The 17,992-nt window shown below is 68.3% G+C and carries 14 protein-coding genes; 6 read left to right on the forward strand and 8 right to left on the reverse strand.

Features of this window, described 5'->3' with window-relative positions; all coding sequences use genetic code 11:
- Positions 1–59: 59 nt before the first annotated feature.
- The 3 genes from OHB24_RS01575 (at position 60) to OHB24_RS01585 (ending at position 1,880) form a co-directional block, all read left to right on the forward strand.
- The gene (locus tag OHB24_RS01575; RefSeq protein ID WP_327637102.1) at positions 60–737 is read left to right on the forward strand and encodes a mycothiol-dependent nitroreductase Rv2466c family protein; all 678 of its coding nucleotides are present in this window, start codon (positions 60–62) and stop codon (positions 735–737) included.
- Positions 734–1,225 carry a Uma2 family endonuclease gene (locus tag OHB24_RS01580; protein ID WP_327637103.1) on the forward strand — a complete coding sequence of 164 codons (492 nt, stop codon included), beginning with the start codon at positions 734–736 and terminating at the stop codon, positions 1,223–1,225. Before OHB24_RS01575 ends, OHB24_RS01580 begins: the two co-directional genes overlap by 4 nt.
- Before the next feature lie 109 nt (positions 1,226–1,334).
- Positions 1,335–1,880 carry a Uma2 family endonuclease gene (locus tag OHB24_RS01585; RefSeq protein ID WP_327637104.1) on the forward strand — a complete coding sequence of 182 codons (546 nt, stop codon included), beginning with the start codon at positions 1,335–1,337 and terminating at the stop codon, positions 1,878–1,880.
- Between the two features lie 289 nt (positions 1,881–2,169).
- Here OHB24_RS01585 and OHB24_RS01590 read toward each other — a convergent pair whose 3' ends face one another.
- Positions 2,170–5,388: an ATP-dependent DNA helicase gene (locus OHB24_RS01590; protein ID WP_327637105.1), complete on the reverse strand. Its 3,219-nt coding sequence runs from the start codon at positions 5,386–5,388 to the stop codon at positions 2,170–2,172.
- Entirely contained in the window at positions 5,388–8,606 is a 3,219-nt protein-coding gene (locus tag OHB24_RS01595) for an ATP-dependent helicase (RefSeq protein WP_327637106.1), read from the reverse strand. The genes OHB24_RS01590 and OHB24_RS01595 overlap by 1 nt, the downstream gene beginning before the upstream one ends.
- Before the next feature lie 280 nt (positions 8,607–8,886).
- Between OHB24_RS01595 and OHB24_RS01600 the strand changes: the two genes are divergently transcribed.
- Positions 8,887–9,789 carry a hypothetical protein gene (locus OHB24_RS01600; protein ID WP_327637107.1) on the forward strand — a complete coding sequence of 301 codons (903 nt, stop codon included), beginning with the start codon at positions 8,887–8,889 and terminating at the stop codon, positions 9,787–9,789.
- A 54-nt stretch (positions 9,790–9,843) separates the two neighbouring features.
- Here the strand turns inward: OHB24_RS01600 and OHB24_RS01605 are convergent, their stop codons facing one another.
- From OHB24_RS01605 to OHB24_RS01615, 3 genes are all read right to left on the reverse strand, one after another.
- Positions 9,844–10,140, reverse strand: coding sequence for an MGMT family protein (locus tag OHB24_RS01605; protein WP_327637108.1), 297 nt, complete (start codon positions 10,138–10,140; stop codon positions 9,844–9,846).
- A gap of 10 nt (positions 10,141–10,150) precedes the next feature.
- Positions 10,151–10,990, reverse strand: a complete 840-nt coding sequence (locus tag OHB24_RS01610) for a TIGR03560 family F420-dependent LLM class oxidoreductase (protein WP_327637109.1) — start codon at positions 10,988–10,990, stop codon at positions 10,151–10,153.
- A gap of 70 nt (positions 10,991–11,060) precedes the next feature.
- Positions 11,061–11,327: a DUF2277 domain-containing protein gene (locus tag OHB24_RS01615; RefSeq protein WP_327637110.1), complete on the reverse strand. Its 267-nt coding sequence runs from the start codon at positions 11,325–11,327 to the stop codon at positions 11,061–11,063.
- 78 nt (positions 11,328–11,405) lie between these two features.
- Here OHB24_RS01615 and OHB24_RS01620 point away from each other — a divergent pair, with 78 nt between their 5' ends.
- Positions 11,406–12,047, forward strand: coding sequence for a TetR/AcrR family transcriptional regulator (locus tag OHB24_RS01620; protein WP_327637111.1), 642 nt, complete (start codon positions 11,406–11,408; stop codon positions 12,045–12,047).
- Complete coding sequence (locus tag OHB24_RS01625; RefSeq protein ID WP_327637112.1) at positions 12,044–12,829, forward strand: maleylpyruvate isomerase family mycothiol-dependent enzyme; 786 nt, start codon at positions 12,044–12,046, stop codon at positions 12,827–12,829. The genes OHB24_RS01620 and OHB24_RS01625 overlap by 4 nt, the downstream gene beginning before the upstream one ends.
- 13 nt (positions 12,830–12,842) lie before the next feature.
- Here OHB24_RS01625 and moeZ read toward each other — a convergent pair whose 3' ends face one another.
- From moeZ to OHB24_RS01640, 3 genes are all read right to left on the reverse strand, one after another.
- Positions 12,843–14,033, reverse strand: a complete 1,191-nt coding sequence (gene moeZ, locus OHB24_RS01630) for an adenylyltransferase/sulfurtransferase MoeZ (protein ID WP_327637114.1) — start codon at positions 14,031–14,033, stop codon at positions 12,843–12,845.
- 198 nt (positions 14,034–14,231) lie between these two features.
- Complete coding sequence (locus OHB24_RS01635; RefSeq protein WP_327637115.1) at positions 14,232–16,982, reverse strand: Calx-beta domain-containing protein; 2,751 nt, start codon at positions 16,980–16,982, stop codon at positions 14,232–14,234.
- Between the two features lie 63 nt (positions 16,983–17,045).
- Positions 17,046–17,960: an alpha/beta fold hydrolase gene (locus OHB24_RS01640; protein WP_327637116.1), complete on the reverse strand. Its 915-nt coding sequence runs from the start codon at positions 17,958–17,960 to the stop codon at positions 17,046–17,048.
- Positions 17,961–17,992: the final 32 nt, after the last annotated feature.

Consider the following 17,992-nt stretch of genomic DNA (forward strand, 5'->3'; position numbering starts at 1 on the left):
CCGTCAGGCTATCACTCTGTTCATCAGAGTCTAACTCTTATGAACAGACGGGGGATCTGATGACAATCACGCCTGGTCGATCGCTGGACCTGTACGCCGACCCGGCGTGCCCGTGGAGCTGGCTGGCGGTGCGCTGGCTGACCGCTGTGGCACCGGAGCGGGGGCTGCGGCTGACCTTCCGGTCGTACAGCCTCTGGATGCGCGACGGCGACCGGCAACTGGACGAGGTGCCCGAGTTCGTCCGGATGATCGCCGTTGCCGCCAGCAAGCAATCGCTGCGGCTACTGCGCGTCTTCGAGGCACTCCGGGCGGGCGATCAGGAGCACGCGATCGAGCGGCTGTACCTGGCCTGGGGCAACCGCGTGTTCGTCCCGGGACCGCCACAGGCGCCGTCGAACGACACGTTGGAAGGCGCTGTGGCGACAGCCGGGCTGGAGGGGTCCTGGCTGGAGGCTGCCGACGATCCTCGTTGGGACGCAGCCATCGAGGCGTCCAACGCGGCGTTGTCCGGCGTACCCGTCGTTCCCACCCTGATCGAGGGCGGGCGGGTCGTCTTCCACGGCGCCGTACTCGCGGCTCCTGTGACACAGGGCCTCGAACTCTGGGACGCGCTGGACGTTCTGGCGACCGAACCGTCGTTCGTCGCCCTCACGTCCCCACGACCGCCGTTCCCTTCCTTCGCGCCTGTGGATAACCCGCGCGGCGCCGGCGAGAATTCGGTCACTCTGGTGCGGTGATCACCAGCGCCCCACTCCGCCTCGACCACCACTACGAGATCGCCGACGGCCGCCTGCTCGTCACAGGCAAACAGCCACCCGCGCACCACGCGGCGGTGATCGGGCTCATGGTCGCCCTCAAACAAGCCTGTCCACCCGACCTGCTGGTGGCCGTCGGCTCGATCACCTTCCGCCCCACAACCCACACCACCCTCCGCCCCGACCTCCTCGTCTGCCACCGCAACGTACCCGCCACCCAGCCGCCCCTCCTAGCAGTCGAGGTCCTCTCCCCCGCCACCCGCACCACCGACGTAGTCCTCAAACGATCCCTGTACGAACGCCACCACATCCCGTCGTACTGGCTCTTCGACCCCACCACCCAAGAACTCACCATCCTCGAACTCACCCCCACCGGCTACACCTGCCAAGCCGTCATCCAATCCGACGAAACCTTCCACGCCACCCACCCGTTCCCCATCACCCTCTCCCCCGCAACCCACACCAAATGACCCACCCAACGGGGAATCCCGGGGCATCCAGGGGCAGATCCCCGAAACGGCACCAACCACTCACCACGCACCGCCATGCTGGTTGTGTGATCGAGAAGGAGGCACCACCATGGGATACGTGGAAACACTTGAGCCGGGTCATTTCACGCTGGCCGATCTCGAAACGCTTCCCGACGACGGGAATCGCTACGAGGTGGTCGACGGGATGCTGCTGGTGACCCCCGCGCCATTGACGGTCCATCAGACTGTGGTGGTCGAGCTCGCTTATCTTCTTCGGCATCGCTGCCCGGACGACCTGAAGGTGTTGGTCGCACCGACGGACTACCGGCCGACGCCGACGCGGTCTGTACAGCCTGACGTGCTCGTCTGTTACCGGAGGGACGTCGGGCACAAGACGATCGAGAAGCCGTTGCTGCTGGCGGTCGAGGTCCTGTCGCAGTCGACGAGCCTGGCGGACCGGGTCCTCAAGCGGCGCCTGTACGAGCAGGCCGGCGTCGCGTCGTACTGGATCTTCGACCCGGCCGAGGAAGAGCTCACCGTGCTCGAACTCGACGGTGACACGTACGTCGAGCGGGCAGTTGTCACCGGCAAGGAAGCGTTCGATGCCGACCTGCCGTTCCCGGTCCGCGTCGTTCCGGCCGACGTCGTCGTCTAGGAGCAACTGCGGGGCAACCTGGGGCAGATGCTCATCTGCCCTCCCGTGCTTGGGCCTGCCAGGTGCAGAGTCGGACCATGTGGCCTGTCGAACCGGGTGAATTCACGACTGCTGACCTCGACGAAGCGCCGGACGAGGGAGCGCGGTACGAGCTGTCGACGGAGGCAGCTTGCTCAAGCCTGTGCTGTACGAGCGCGCCGGAGTACCGGCGGTCGGTACGTCGAGCGTGTTGTTGTCACTGAAGGTGGGGTGTTCGAGGCCGAGGTTCCGTTTGCTGTGCGTGTTGAGGTCAGCCGTTGAGGAGGGTGGTTAGTTGTTGTTTGTCGGGGAGGTTTTCGGGGCGGATGATGTCGGCGGTGCGGACGTAGTAGAAGGCGGCTGTTACCTGGTTGAGGGGGATGTTCATGAGTTCGGACCAGGCGACTCGGTAGATGGCTAGCTGGAGAGGGTCGGCGGTTTCGCCTCGGGTGGTTTTCCAGTCGATGACGTCGTAGCCGCGGGAGCCGTCGGGGCGGACGATCTGGTAGACGGCGTCGATGCGGCCGCGGACGACCCGGCCGTCGAGGGCGAGGGCGAACGGGGCCTCGATCTCGTACGGCGTGGTGTCGCCGAACGGGCCGTCGCGGAACGCGTCCATCAGGTCGGTGAGGTCGGTGTCGTCGACGATGTCCTCGTCCGCGGCACCGGGGAGGTCGTCCGGGTCGAGCAGCAGTTGCTGACCGAAGTAGCTCTCCACCCACGCGTGGAACCGGGTCCCGAAACGTGCGGCCCGATTGGGTTTGCGCGGCATCGGGCGGGCCAGCTCGGCAGCCAGCCCGTCCGGGTCCTTCGCCAGTCGCATCATCTGCGTCGCGGACAGCGCGGCCGGCAGCGCCACGTCGAACGCCTTCCTGCTCCGGCTTTCCCTTGCCTCGGACAACAATCGCTCGAGCTCCGAGTCCCAGCGCGCGACCGTCGCCTGCTCGTCCAGCAGCAGCGACTCCTCCGCCTCGACCGACGGACCCTCCGTGCGCGACAGCTGCACCAGAGCAGCCGACTCCAACCGTCGCTGGAACGAGTCCACGTCGTACGGCGTCGGCCACGGCGCCTGTGTCTGCTCGGCCAACTCGGGGTTCTCCGCCGTCAGCTCCGGCTGCTCCGCCCACTCGATCACACGCTCCCCGGCGTGCTTCTTCAGCACCGAGAGGTACGACGAGGGACCGCGCGGACGCTTCTGCGTCGGACCCCACCAGTGCCCGGTCGCCACCAGTAGTTCCTTCGCCCGTGTGAACGCGACGTACCCGAGCCGCCGCTCCTCCAGTGCGTTCACGTTCTTGCACTCGTCCGCGAACGCCTTCAGTCCGGCGTTCGACAGGTCGTGGATATCCGGCAGCGTGTCGGCGTCACCGCGCAACGGCCACGGCAGCACCTTCGCGTTCGTCGTCCACTTGTCGCGCCCGCGGTCCGACGGGAACACCTTGGACACCAGCGTCGGTACGAAGACGACCGGCCACTCCAGGCCCTTGGACCGGTGTGTGGTGAGCAGCTTCACCGAGTCGGCTTCACTCGGTACGGCGAGGTCGAGGCCGGCGGCGTACTCCTCCTCGGCCGCGAGGTACGCGAGCAGACCGTCGAGCGATCCGTCCGACTCGGTCGACACGAAGTTGCCCACGGCGTCCAGGAACGCGGCGAGGTGATCGCGGCGCCCGGCGTCGACGTGATCGGGGGTCGCGGTCAGCTCGACGTCCAGCCCGATCGTGCTGATCACCCGGCGGACCAGGTCGAGCAGCGGCTCGGCCGCGTGCGCACGCAGCTCGCGAAGCTCGACCGACAGCTCCTGGAAACGGGGCAGGGCCTCCGGCGCGTACGCTGACAGACCCGGATCGTCGACCGCCTCGGCGAGCGAGATGACCTCGGTCGAATCCATCCCGGCGACGGCCGCATCCAAAGCGGCCACCAAGTCATCCGTCTGGTGCGAGCCTGCGTCGGCGAGCGCACGGGCCCGGTTGGCGAGCAGGGCAAGGTCGCGGTGACCGATCCGGTACCGCGGGCCGGTGAGGATCCGGAGCATCGCCGCGTTCGCGGTCAGGTCGTTGACGGCTTGCAGGGTCGCGACGACGTCGACGACCTCGGGGAGCGCGAGCAGACCGCCGAGGCCGACGACCTCGACCGGGACCTTGCGTGCGATCAGCGCCTCGTGCACCGCGCTGAGATCGACGTTCGTCCGCATCAGGATGCCGATGTCCTTCCAGCGGCGGTTGCGGGTGCGGTGCGCGGCGACGATCGCGTCGGCGACCCATTCGATCTCCTGCGAGCGGGTCTCGAACAACCCGACCGTGATCGCGCCCTCCGGAGCGTTCGCGGGGGCCTCGAGCGGGATGACGCCGGGGTGCTGCTCGTAGAGCTCGGCCGCGTGCTGGTTCGCCGCCGCGAGAATGCGACTGCCGCAGCGGCGGTTGACGCTCAGCACATACCGCTGAGCCGGCGACCCGTCAGCCTGTGGGAAATGCGTCGGGAACTCGTCCAGGTTCGCGACGGAGGCACCTCGCCAACCGTAGATCGCCTGGCACGGGTCGCCGACCGCGGTGACCGGATGGCCGCGTCCGTCGCCCGCGGCGAACAGTGCGGTCAGCATGCGGCGCTGCGAAACGGACGTGTCCTGGTACTCGTCGAGCAGCACGACCTTGTACCGCGACCGCTCGACCGCGGCGACCTCCGGACACTCCTCAGCGAGCCGCGCCCCGAGCGCCATCTGGTCGGCGAAGTCGACGACGCCGCGCTCCCCCTTGTACGCCTGGTACTCCTCGACGAGCTGCAGGATCTCCCCCCGCTTCAACGCCGTCTCGGCGAGCTTGCGAACCTCAACCGTCTGCTTGCGCGCCGCCGCGACCTCTTGCCGTACGGCGTCGTCGTGCTCGCGGATGTCGTCGGGACGGAGCAGGTGATCCGCGAGCTCACCGTCGAGAGCGAGCAAGCTGTTGACGAGGGTCGGCACGTGGTGCGAGGCGAAGCGGATCGGCCCGGCGGACCGCCGTACGACGCGGCCTGCCAGCTGGAACCGGGTGGCGTCGGCGAGCACGCGGGAGTCCGGCTCGAGGCCGAGTCGGAGGCCGTGCTCCGCGATCAACGTGCCGGCGAACGCGTGGTACGTCGACACGACGGGCTCGCCCGGCTCTTCGGGCTCCCAGTTGGGGACGTTGCTGCGCAGGTGCGCGGCCAGAATCGGGTGCTGGTCCCTCGGCAGCGTCGATCCGAGTACGCCGGCCTTCGTCAGGTCGTCGCGGATCCGGACGTCGAGCTCGTTCGCCGCCTTCTTGGTGAACGTCAGCCCCAGCACTTCCTCGGGTTTCACTTGCCCCGTGCAGATCAGCCACACGACTCGGGCCGCCATCGCCGTCGTCTTCCCCGACCCGGCCCCCGCCACAATCACCCCCGGCGCCAACGGAGCAGTGATGGCCGCCAGCTGCTGATCCGAGAACGGGATCCCCAACAGGTCGCACAACTCGGCCGTAGACCGCAGCTGAACCATCAGACGATCTCCCGGCCTTCTGGCTGGATGGGGCAGAGTGCGCGGGCTTCGCAGCGGTTGCAGCCGTCGTTGCGTTGGGCGGTGAAATGTTCGGTGCGGATCATCGACTCGGCGTCGTCGACCGCGTCGTCGAGCCAGGTGCGGCCGTCCTCAGAAGCTTCCAACGGACCCTGGTGCTGGACCTTCGGGAATCCGCCGTTGTCGTCGTGGCGGAGCTGGACGAGCTCGGCCCCGCCGGCGACCGCCTCCTCGCCGAGGTTCTTCAGCTGCCGCGAGTTGATCGCGCGCTGGTAGATCGCCAACTGGACGTGCCGTTCCAGCGCCGGCTTGGTCGGAATGTTCCGCCCGGTCTTCAGGTCGACCACCCGGACCGTGCCTTCAGGGTCCGTTTCGACGCGGTCCATCCGGCCCTTCACCCGAACCGCCGGGTGCTCCTCGTCCGGCAGCAGTACGTCGAAGTCCACTTCTGTCCCGACCAGCGTCCGGTCCGGCCGCCCCTCGTGCCACGCGACGAACCGCCGCAACGCCTGCTCCGCCTCGATCCGCTCCCGGTCCGAGATCCACGCGGACTCGAAGTCGAGCTGCGTCCACACCTTGTCCAGCCACCCGTTCAGCTCGTCGACCGACGGCGGCAATGTCCCGGTCGCGACGGCATCGGCGAGCGTGTGCAGGACCATTCCGAACCCGATCGCCGACGTACTCGGCGTCTCCCCACCGGCCCGCCGGGTCAGGAACCACCGCAACGGGCAGTCCACGATCGTCGTCAAGGCACTCCCCGACAACGGGACCGGTTGCTCGGGGTCCGCGATCGGCCGCACCGACTCGGTCCGCTCTCGCACGCCCCACCACCGCGACGGGTCGGCCGTCGGGACCAAGGAATGTTCGCGGTCGTCGACAGCCGAAGCCAACAACGCCAACCGGTCCGCCGCGACTCGCTTCAACGCGGGCGACGACGCCGGATCCGCGAGCACGCACCGCAGGTCTGCCACCAGACCCGGCAACGACAACGGCCGTCGTGGCCGCCCGGCGACCAGTTTCAAAGGAATGTCCAGCTCGGCAAGGAATCGGGACGGTTGATCACCGTCGGCCTCAGGCGCCTGTACGGCGGTCACGATCAACCGCTCCCGGGCACGAGTGATCGCGACGTAGAACAACCGTCTCTCCTCGGCCAGCATCGCGCCCGCCGACAAACGATCGATCAACCCGTCATGCCCCAACCGGTCCGGCTCCAGCAACGATCCGCGCCGCCGCAGGTCCGGCCACTGCCCCTCCTGCACCGAAGCGACGACAACGAGCCGCCACTGCAGACCCTTCGACCGGTGCGCCGTCATCAGCTGTACGCCGGCCTCGCGGTACGTCCCGTCGAACCGGTTGTCCCCCGCGATGTCCAGCGACTCCAACTCCGACAGGAACGCCGAAACCCCCTTGAACCCGACTTGCTCCTCCGCCCGGCCGGCTGCATCGAACAACGCGCACAACGAATCCAGGTCCCGGTTCGCAGTCCGGGCGGTCTCACCACCAGACGTGGCCTGCCCGCGCAGCCGCCGCAACCACGGCGACTCCGACCACAGCGACCACATCACCTCGTCCGGCGCCGCGCCCGCGGTCACGATGTTCCTTGCCTTGAGCAACCGCTCACCGAGGGCCGCGAACCGCGCCTCGGCCGGTGACGCCTCCTCGTCGAGCATCAACGGGTTCAGCAGCGCTTCCCGCAACAGCTCGTCCGACGACCGCGGCAACCGCAGCCCAGCCGCCGCGTCCCGGTCGCGTCGGCGTAGCACCCGTGCCAGCCGTCGCAACTGCCCCGCGTCCATAGCGCCCAAAGGCGACAGCGCCAACGCCCGTACGACATCGACGGTCAACGTGTCCGGGTCGGCCACCGCTCGCAACGCCAGCAACATCGGCCGTACGGCGGGCTCACGGGACAACGGCAGCTCGTCGCCCGCGACGTCCACCGGAATACCGGCCGCGGCCAACGCCCGTCGCAACGGTGGAATCGAACGGCGCCCGGACCGAACGAGCACCGCCATCTCGCTCCACCCGATGCCGTCCTGAACGTGCGCACGCCGCAGCAGGTCCGCGATGTGCTCGAGCTCCGCGCCACTGGTCGAGTACAGGTTCGCCTCGACCTTTCCGGGGCCGAAGACACATGACGAGGCATCTGGGTTGCGGAACCGCTCGAACGTGTCCCGATCCAGCGACCCCGGTACGCCGAGCCGGTTGACAACGTTGCGCGACACGCGTTGCAGCGTGGTCCCGAAGCGTCGCGTCGTACCCAGAGCGATCTGGGCTGCCTCCGCGCCGTCGCGGGTCCGGAACTCGTCGGTGAACCGCAGCAGTCCGCGCACGTCCGCCCCACGGAACGTGTAGATCGACTGGTCCGGATCGCCGACGACGACCAGGTCGCGACCGTCACCCGCGATCGCCTGCAGCAGCTTCGTCTGACCGGGATCGGTGTCCTGGTACTCGTCCACGAACACCGCTTTGAACTCGGTCCGCAGCTTCGCCTGCACCTGCGGCTGCTGCGCCAGGATCACCGCGCGATGAATCAGCTCGGAGTAGTCCAGGACCTGTTCCGCGTCGAGGATCTGCAGGTACTCCTCGAAGAAGTCGCCGACCGCGACCCATTCGGACCGCTCCGCCGACCGCCCGATCGCGGACAGGTCCTCCGGGTCGAGACCCAACTGCCGCGCCTTGCCGATCACCGCCTGCACCTCGTCGGTGAAGCCACGCGTCTTCAACGCCGGATGCAGACTGCGCGGCCAGCGCACCGCACCGACCTCACGACTTCCCGACAACGCCTCACTCAACCGCAGCGACTGCTCCGGACCGGAAGGAAGTCGCAGCGGTACGTCGAACGCGTCGGCCGGCGTGAACCGGCGCAGCAACGCGTAGCAGAACGAATGGAACGTCATTGACGGCATCACTCGCGTCGTCCGCCCGAGGCGGCCGGTGATGCGGTCCCGCAGCTCGGTCGCGGCCTTCCGGCCGAACGTCAGCACGAGCACTTCGTCCGGACTCAGCCCACGATTGCGGACCCGGTCGACGACGGCCTCCACCAAGGTCGTCGTCTTCCCGGTGCCGGGCCCGGCGAGCACGAGCAGAGGTCCGCCCGGGTGATCCACCACGGCTTGCTGATCGGGATCGAGGACAGGGGCCGCCGCGCTCCGGCGCTCCTCCCGGACCAACCGGTACCGGGACCTCTGTCGACTGACCACCGCCCTATCTCAACAGACCCCACCGACGTTTTCCGAATGGGTCCTGTCTGGTGGTCCAGCGCCGTAGCGAGGAGGTGCTCGGTGCGGTGCATCGGCGTGCGGGGGGCGAAGGTCTCGATGCGGAGCATCGTGGCCTTTGCACCCGTGCGGCGAGGTGCCGTGCCGAGTGCCCCGCAGTAGGCGCTGGACCACCAGACAGGACCTAAGGCACTCCGTAACTTTTCCACTGCGCTCCGCATCGAGTTCCACGACGGCAACACCAACACACAAGGAGCACCGAATGAGGACGATGCGGCACACCGCCGCCCTCCTGGGGGCGGCTGTTCTACTGGCAGGTCTCGGTACCGCGACCGCCGACGCAGCGAATCCGAAAGTCCAGTCGATCTGCTCGCTGGATCTCGGCTCGATCACCGCGCAGGGCAACTACGTCGACCAGGTTCTGTCCGCCGCGAGCCCGCCGGTCGCGAGCGAACGCCGGGTCGGCCCGCAGGTCGCCCAGCCCGGTGAGACCCGGGCCAGCGCGACGTGGGAGTTCAAGCCCGAGCCCGAGGGCGGCAGCTCCGACAGCGGCTATGCGTTGTACGGCGACACTCTGTACAGCACGGTCATCAACAATGTGCCGGGCGGACCGTGGTGGGGACGTGGGCTGGCGATGACCGACATGAACGGGTACACCTCGATCGAGCGGGCGGCGTACCCGAAGGGCGCCTCGCCGACGCGGCAGTACTTCTATGCGATGCGTGACGACGGCGTGCTGGCACGCTGGAAGCGGGACGCCGAAGGGTTCCACCCGCTCGGTCTGTACGGCGGGTTCTCGGCCGTGAAGACGATGACGATGATCAGTACGACGGCGACGTACGACACCTTCCTGGCGACCACGAAGGCCGGTGCGCTCTACACGATCCACATCCCGGTCACCTCGCCGCTGACGCCGGTGGTGAAGGTCGTCCGGTCCTCGACCTGGCAGGGCTTCGAGGCGATCGTCGCGGAGAAGTGCGGCACGCAGAGCACACTGCTCGCCGCGATCGACAAGGACAGCGGGTCGGCGTACCTGTACGCCGTCGGCCACGCCAACGGAACCAGCACGGCCATCCAAAGCCTGGGCAAGGTGCCCGGCACGTTCAACGACCCGAACTACTTCCTGCGCACCTCGCAGGCAGGCACGTCACTGAACGGCGAGTAGCAGAAGCCCATCGGCGGCGCGGGGACCCGGGGCGGGGTCTCCGCGCCGCCGGTGTCAGTCCTCGGGGTCCCAGCGGGCTTCGCGCAGGTTGACGCGGCCGTTGCTGACCCGGACGCCGTCCGAGCGCAGCAGGTGCAGTTGCTCGTCGCCGACCTCGTCCGCCGGTACGCCGGACGCGCGGATCACCCGCCACCACGGCACACTCGCGCCGTACTCGCGCATGATCGCCCCGACCTGCCGCGGTCCGCCCTGCCCGACGTACTCCGCGATGTCGCCGTACGTCGCGACGCTGCCCTCCGGGATCGACTCCACGGCCTGCAGCACGGCCTCGACGTACTCCTCCCTGTCCACAGGGCTAAATCTAAGCGAGTGGAGCGAGTGCCTTCGCGAGCGGCTCGAGCACGGACGGCCCTGCGTCCAGCGGAAGGTTCATGATCACCAGGTCGACGCCTACCTCGCCGTACGCCGCGGCCTCGGCGACCGCCTTGTCGAGCGGGCTGTCGGGGTCGATGCGGACGTTCACCGAGCAGGTGATCTCGTTGACGTCGCGCCCGACCTCCTCGCACCGCTGGACCAGGACGTCCTTGAGCGGCTTCCACTCCTGCGGGTTCGGGACGATGACGTTCCACTGCTGCGCCCACTTGGCGACCGCGCGGAGCGTCCGCTTCGGGCCCTTGCCGCCGATCGTGATCGGCGGGTGCGGCGTCTGCACCGGCTTCGGGTTGCAGTACGCCTCGGTGAGCTTGATGTACTTGCCGTCGAAGTTCGCGACCTTCTCGGTGAGCAGCGCGATCATCGCCTGCGTGCCCTCGTCGAAGCGGTCGAAACGCTCCTTCAGGCCGTACAGCTCGATGCCGTACGCCGCGGTCTCCATCTCGTTCCAGCCGGCGCCGATGCCGAGCTCGAGGCGGCCGTTGCTGATGATGTCCGTGGTCGCGGCCATGTTCGCGAGCACGGCGGGATGCCGGTAGATCATCCCGGTCACCTGGCAGCCGAGCCGGATCCGGGACGTCGCCTGCGCGAGCGCGGCCAGCGTCGTCCAGGCCTCCAGGTTCGGGCCCTGCATGTCACCGCTGAGCGGATAGAAGTGATCCCAGTGCCACGCGGATTCGAAGATCTCGAACTGATCCGCCGCGACCCACACGTCCCGCATCTGCTGCCAGGTGGTGTGTTCCGGCCTGGTCTTGATCGCGAACCGCATCCGCGCCTCCCTCAAGGCAACCAACTAGGGCAACCGTTTCCCAAGGGCAGACATTACTCCGCGCGAACGGTCAGTCGAGGCCGAGGCGGGCGCGGACCTCTGGGCGGCGGAGTGGCGGGACGGTCTGGGGTGGGTTGCGGCGGGCCGGCATCTCCTCGAGGAGTTGCTCGGTGATGCGGGCGACCTCGGCGGCCGCGCGCTCGATCGGGGCGCGGGTGGTCGCGCTCAGCGAGCCGACTCCCGTCACCTTGCGGACGTACTGCAACGCGGCCGCATAGACCTCCTCGGAGGTCGCGGACGGCTCGAGTCCCCGGAGCACGGTGATGTTTCTGCACATGCCATAAAACAGTACGCGGAACCAGGGACAACCTACGAGGTATTGACATCCCTAATGCCATTAGGTTTTCCTCATGACATGAGCACTACAGCGCCGGACCGCCGTACCCGCCGTCGTCAGCAGACGATCGGCGAGATCCTCGACGTCGCCATCGAGCTGATGGAGGCCGAGGGGGTCGCGGCGCTGAGCCTGTCCGCGGTGGCCCGGCGGCTCGGCATGCAGCCGCCGTCGCTGTACCAGTACTTCCCGTCGAAGATGGCGATCTACGACGCCCTGTTCCAGCGGGGCGCCGAACAGTTCCTGGCCGCGCAGCGGGACGCGATCGCGGCCGCGACGACGGACGACGTGGTCGAGCTGCACCTGATCGGGGCCACGGCATTCAGTCGGTGGGCGATGCAGAACCCGATCTATTCACAGCTGCTGTTCTGGCGCACGATCCCCGGGTTCGAGCCCAGCGCGGAGGCGTTCGCGCCGGCCCAGGAGGCGCTCGCCGACATCCGCCGGCACCTGCAGGCAGGGGTGGACGCGGGCCGCCTGCATCCGGACGCGGCGACCGAAGAGGGGCTCGCGGTGTTCACGTCGGTGACCGCCGGCGTGCTGTCGCAGCAGATGGCGAACGAGCCGGACGTGTCGTTCGACGAAGGACGGTTCAGCCGGCTGCTGCCCGTCGTACTCGAGATGTTCTACCAGCACTACGCACCTAGCAGGGGGAAAAGATGACTGCAGTACTCGCGGAGCAGATCGGGCGGGCCGACAGGCCGCAGTGCCGGGTCCACCGGGACGCCGAGCTCCAGGCATGGCATGAGCTGCTCGCGTCGATCGAGGGGGACGAGTGGCAGCGCCGTACGGTCTGCGACGCGTGGGATGTCGCGGACATCGCCGGCCACCTGATCGGGCAGGCGGAGGACGTGGTCAAGCCGACCTCGTTCCCGCGGCGGTGGCTCAAGAACAAGCGCGCGTACCCGGGCGTGCCCCGGTTCGACGCACACATGATGGTGCAGGCCGACGAACACCGCGGTACGCCGCCGGCCGAACTCCGGGTGCTGTTCGACCAGGTGTGGGCGAAGGCGACCCGGAAGATCTCGCGCGCTCCGGAGTTGATGCGGCGGGTATCGATGGAGGTGGACCCGGCGCCCCGGATGTCGTTCGGCTACGTGCAGGACATCCTGCTGGCGCGGGACCTGTGGATGCATCGCGACGACGTATGCCAGGCGCTCGGACGGCCGTTCGACCCGGGACCGTGCGCCGAGGAGCTGATCGCCCAGGTCGTCTACGACCTGCAGGCCAGCGGGCCGTTCTGGGCCGACCGGCCGGCCGTCGTGCTCGAACTCACCGGGCCGGGAGGTGGGGCCTATCTGCTCGGGAGGGGTGAGCCGGTGGGTCGCGCCGCCGTGGACGCCGTCGGCTACATGCGGACGCTGTCCGGACGCGACGACGCCCCGGCGGTGACGGGTGATCCCGTCGCCACCGAGGCGGTCGCGTCGTGCCGGATGCCGTTCTAGTCCGAGGGCCGATCTAGTACGACGGCTGGCTCGGGTCGATCTGGTCGACCCAGGCGACCACGCCTCCGCCGACGTGCACCGCGTCGGAGAAGCCCGCGCCCTTGGCGATCGCGAGCACCTCGGCGGAGCGGACGCCGGACTTGCAGTGGAAGACCAGTTGCTTGTCCTGCGGCAGCTTCTCCAGCGCCACACCGGTCTGGAAGTCCGCCTTCGGGATCAGCACCGAGCCCGGGATCTTGTTGATCTCGTACTCGTTCGGCTCCCGGACGTCGATCAGTACGAAGTCCTTCTCGCCGTTGTCCTTGAGCTTGATCCACTCGCTGAGCTGCTTCACCGAGATGGTCGAGCCGACGGCCGCGTCGGCCGCCTCCTCGGTGATCGCGCCGCAGAAGCTCTCGTAGTCGATCAGCTCGGTGACGGTCGGGTTCTCGCCGCAGATCGCGCAGTTCGGGTCCTTGCGGACCTTCAGCGCGCGCCAGTTCAGGTCGAGCGCCTCGTAGATGTTCAGCCGGCCGAGCGACGGGTCGCCGATCCCGGTGAGCAGCTTGATCGCCTCGGTGACCTGCGCGGCGCCGACGGACGCGCAGAGCACGCCGAGGACACCGCCCTCGGCGCAGGACGGGACCATGCCGGGCGGCGGGGGCTCCGGGTACAGGCAGCGGTAGCACGGGCCGTGCTCGGCCCAGAACACGCTGATCTGACCGTCGAAGCGGAAGATCGAGCCCCAGACGTACGGCTTGCCGAGCAGCACCGCGGCGTCGTTCACCAGGTAGCGGGTGGCGAAGTTGTCGGTGCCGTCGACGATCAGGTCGTACTGCTCGAAGATCTCGAACACGTTGTCGTTGTCGAGGCGGACCTCGTGCAGGACGACGTTGGTGTTCGGGTTGGTCTCCAGGATCGACTCGCGGGCCGACTGCGCCTTCGACTTCCCCACGTCGGACTGGCCGTGGATGATCTGGCGCTGCAGGTTGGACTCGTCGACGGTGTCGAACTCGACGATGCCGAGCGTGCCGACGCCGGCGGCGGCCAGGTAGAGCAGTGCGGGGCTGCCGAGACCGCCGGCGCCGATGACCAGCACCTTGGCGTTCTTCAGCCGCTTCTGCCCGGCCATCCCGACCTCGGGGATGATCAGGTGCCGCGAATACCGCCGCACCTCGTCAATCGTCAGCTCGTCGGCCGGTTCGACCAGCGGTGGCAGTGACACGTGTCGGCTCCTCAGGAAGACGTCGGACGGGATCTCCGGTTTTCAACCATCTGTCCCTCCTCCATGTTCCCGCACTATCCCAACTGCCCCCACCGGAGTCCACATCCCGGTCCCCGCGTCTCAGTCCCAACCCCACCTTGAGCACCCATCAACCATTTCGACGGGCGAATTTTGGTTGGTGGGTGCTCAAGGAGGGGTTCAGTCGTTGTCCGTGATGGTGGCGGTGAGGGTTTTGGGGAGTTTCAGAACGGCGCCGTCGACCTGGTCGATCACCGCGGTGAAGGCCTCGGCCGGCTCCTTGACCTTGTCGTCGAGGATCTTGACCAGGAACTCACCGGTGGTCTTGCCCGGTTCGACGGACCCCTCGATCGTCCGGTCGGCCGTGCCGGTGCCGTCGTCGCCGACGCCGCGGTAGTCCTTGCGGATCACCGCCGTACCGTCCTTCAGCACGCCGGAGAAGCTCACGTACTTGTCGCTCGGCGCGGACAGCTTGACCGGGAAGCTCACGACGCCGGCCTTCTCGGTCGCCTTCAGGTTGCCGACTGTCAGCGTCGGCGTCGGGTCGTCGTCGATGACCAGACCGTGGCCGAACGACTCGTCCAGCAGCCCGTCGTGCGGCGCCGAGAGCACCAGGTTGAACGGCAGGTCGTAGCTGTCCCGGGTGTTCGCCGTGATCGGCACTGTGACCTTCTGTCGCACCTGTCCCGGCTTGAACACCAGCTGCCGCGCAACGTCCCCGACAGACTCGCCGAGCTCCCCGTTCGTCTCGACGTACACGCTGACCGGCCGGATGCTCGGCCGGGACATGCGCACCCAGAAGTCCACTGTGTGCGTTCCCTTGTCCCCCTCCTTCACGGCGACGCTGGACGCGGACAGCTTCGGCAGCAGCACCGCAGGTGCCGAGAGCCCGAGCCCGGGCGACGAGAAGCCCAGATCACTCACGTACGCCGACCCGCTGGCGACCCTGTCCGTCCGCAGCTCCACTGCACGCACGTCGCGCAGGTTCACGCCCTTCAGCGACGACACCGGGATGCGTACCGTCCGCAGCAGGTTCTTAGGCAGACCGATGTCGTTGTTGCCGGGCATCCGCACCAGCGCGTCGCTGACCGCAGACACCGGTACTGCTGCCGCACGGCCATTCCCGTCGACCACACGGACGCTCAGGTCGGTCTTGGGCGCGCCAGCCGGGTCCGGCGCGGCACGGAACGTCAGCGCCGCAAACCGCCGTACGTCACGCTGCCCGGCAGGTACGTCGACGCGCGCTACGCCGTTGGTACCTGTCCACTTCAGCTTCGTGACCGCTGTGGTCGGCGTCTGGGCGGCGAACCACGCCGTGTCCCAGTGCGGCGCATTGCCCCAGTCCTCGGTCTCCATGCACGTCGGCACACCCGACCGCCTGGCCGGACCGCTCACACCCGCGCACACAGTCGCAGACAGCTTGCCGCTGACCGCGCCCTTAGGCAGCGCCTTGTCGAAGTGATTCAGGTCCCTCCGCAAGCCGAGTGGCGCCTGTGACACCACCCGTACGACGGCCTTCCCAGCAGACGCCGCCCGCGAGTCCGACCCGTCGAACTGCGCCAGGAACTGCGTCTCGTGGCCCAGCTGCAGCCGGAAGAACCCAGCGACGTACGCCGTACCGACGGCCTGCTGCTGCTTAGCCGTCAAGCGGCCCGCGTACTTCGCTCCGCACGGCGACTCCTTCTCGTCACCGAACCAGTCGTCGTTCGACGGAGCCACCGACTGACCAGGGGTCCATTCGGTGTTGAAGAAGTTGTGGTTGGCGCCCAGCACGGTCACGGTGGACCGGGGCGCGAGGTCACCGCCAACGGAGTACCTGGTGTCGTCGTAGAACTTCTGGCCCTGCAGATCGGACACGTCACCGTCGCAGTACGGCAGTACGACGCTCATCGCCACACCGGGCACCGTGGCCCGCGCGAAGTCGGTGGGAGCCAGCGGAAGCACCGCGCGGATCCCGTACTGGCCACCACGGTCAGCGTTGAGCACAGCGGCCCGGGCAACGCCCTCGCCACCCCGTGAGTGCCCCATCAGGCCCACGTTCTGCAGGTTGATCCTGCCGACGAAGCGGGTGCCGAACGGGCCCCCGCCGATCGTCGACCACTTCCGCCACAGTGCGAGGTGGTCCAGGATCAGTTCGGCCCGCGCCTGTGCGCCGGCGTCGTACGCATCGCTGTCCCAGCCGTTGATCGCGTTGGCGCTGATCGAGACGACCTGGTACCCGTTGCTGGCCAGTGCGGTCGCCGGACCGTCGTACCCGCGGTAGCTGGGGATGGGCTTCATGCCGGGCGGACAGGGCCACGGCTTCTCGTTGTCGGACGGGTTGGTCGGTTCGCCGTAGCAGACCTCGTGGCGGCCGTGCAGGAAGACGACCAACGGCCGCGGGCCTACCGCGCCACGTGGCGAGTACACCTTTCCGCGGAGCTCGGACCGGTGCTTGAGACCTGGCAGGTACACGGCCTCGTCACCCAGGTTGTACTCGGCGGTGTCGACCTTGTACTCGCCCAGCGCGCCAGGATCCGACGGCAGCAGCGGTCCACGCCGCGCCTTCAGCCAGTCGGCGTCGGTCGGTCCGGCGGAGCCGATGCTCCGGTTCCTACCGGCCTCCTTGCCGAGGTCCCCGGACCAGACCAGGCGGACGTCGCGCGCTTTCAGCACGGCCGGATCGGTGCTGACGAGGGTCAGCGTCTTCCGGTCCGGCGACTGCTTCGCGACGCCGAGCGGCACGCCGTCGACCTCCAGCAGCGGCAGCGATGCGCGCATCGGTGCGGGTGCGTCGAGGTGCAGGGTCAGTTGATATCCGCCGGCGACCGGCCGGACGTCCCATTGGTTGCTCTGAGCAACAACCGGCGGTGCGGCGGTCGCGGTCAGCGGCCCCACACCAAGGAGTACGGCGATCCCCAACGACAGATTTCGGGCGGTTCTGCCAATCACGCGCCCAAGTTGACCTGACGCTCCGCTCAGTCATGTCTCAGCCGGGCGTCGGATTCGACTCGATCAAGCGATCAGATGCCGGAACGCCCGCGCCACCTGATCCGGGTGCTCCATCTGCGCGACATGTCCCGACTGCGGCAGGTAGAGGAGGCGCGCGTTCGGGAAGGTGCGCTGGGCCTTGGTACGGATCCGTGCGTCGACCAACCGGTCCTTGCCGCCGTAGATCAACAGCACTGGACACTCGACCGTTGCGGCGTCCGCCCAGAGCGATCTGCGCGGTCGGGCCAGCGACGACCGCAGGATGCTGCGTGCAGCCTCCACGGTGGCCTGCCGGCCCCACGGGTCGGTGTCGCGCCGGTGCAGCTCCTCCTCGTACGCCGCGCGCACCTCGGGCGCCAGCGACCGCGGGTCCCCGAACACCATCGCCAAGGACGCCTGGAACCGCTGGTCGAACGGCAACCGCTGCGTCCGCTCCAGTACCGCGGGACCGACCCGCGGCGTCGCCAGCGCGGCGAACCACAGCGCGCTCGCCGACACCCGTGGATGCGGCAGTGCGGGCGACACGAGCGTGAGTGACGCCACCAGGTCGGGACGCTGCGCAGCCAGTGCCACAGACGACGCCCCGCCCATCGAGTTCCCGAACACATGCACCGGCTGGTCGTACTCGCGTTCCAGGAGCTGGATCAGTACGTCGGCCTGCTCCGAGATCCCGGTCACACCGGACAGCGGCGTACGACCGAACCCCGGCAGGTCGGGGGCGATGCCCCGGATCGTGTCGTTGAGCATCAGGCCGAGAGCGGTCCAGTTCAGCGACGACCCGCCCAGGCCGTGGACGAACAGGGCGGGCGGCAGGTCCGGTGCCGCATCCGGCACGTCTCTGACCAGCAGCTCCACCCCTGCGACCGGCACCCGCCGCTCCGGCCACTTCTTCAGTTCCCCGGGCACGGCGTCCCCGGTTACTGGCCCGTAACTATCCACAGGACCATGTTAGGACGCTGGCGAGGTGGAGA

This window comes from Kribbella sp. NBC_00482 (assembly GCF_036013725.1).
Lineage (GTDB): Bacteria > Actinomycetota > Actinomycetes > Propionibacteriales > Kribbellaceae > Kribbella.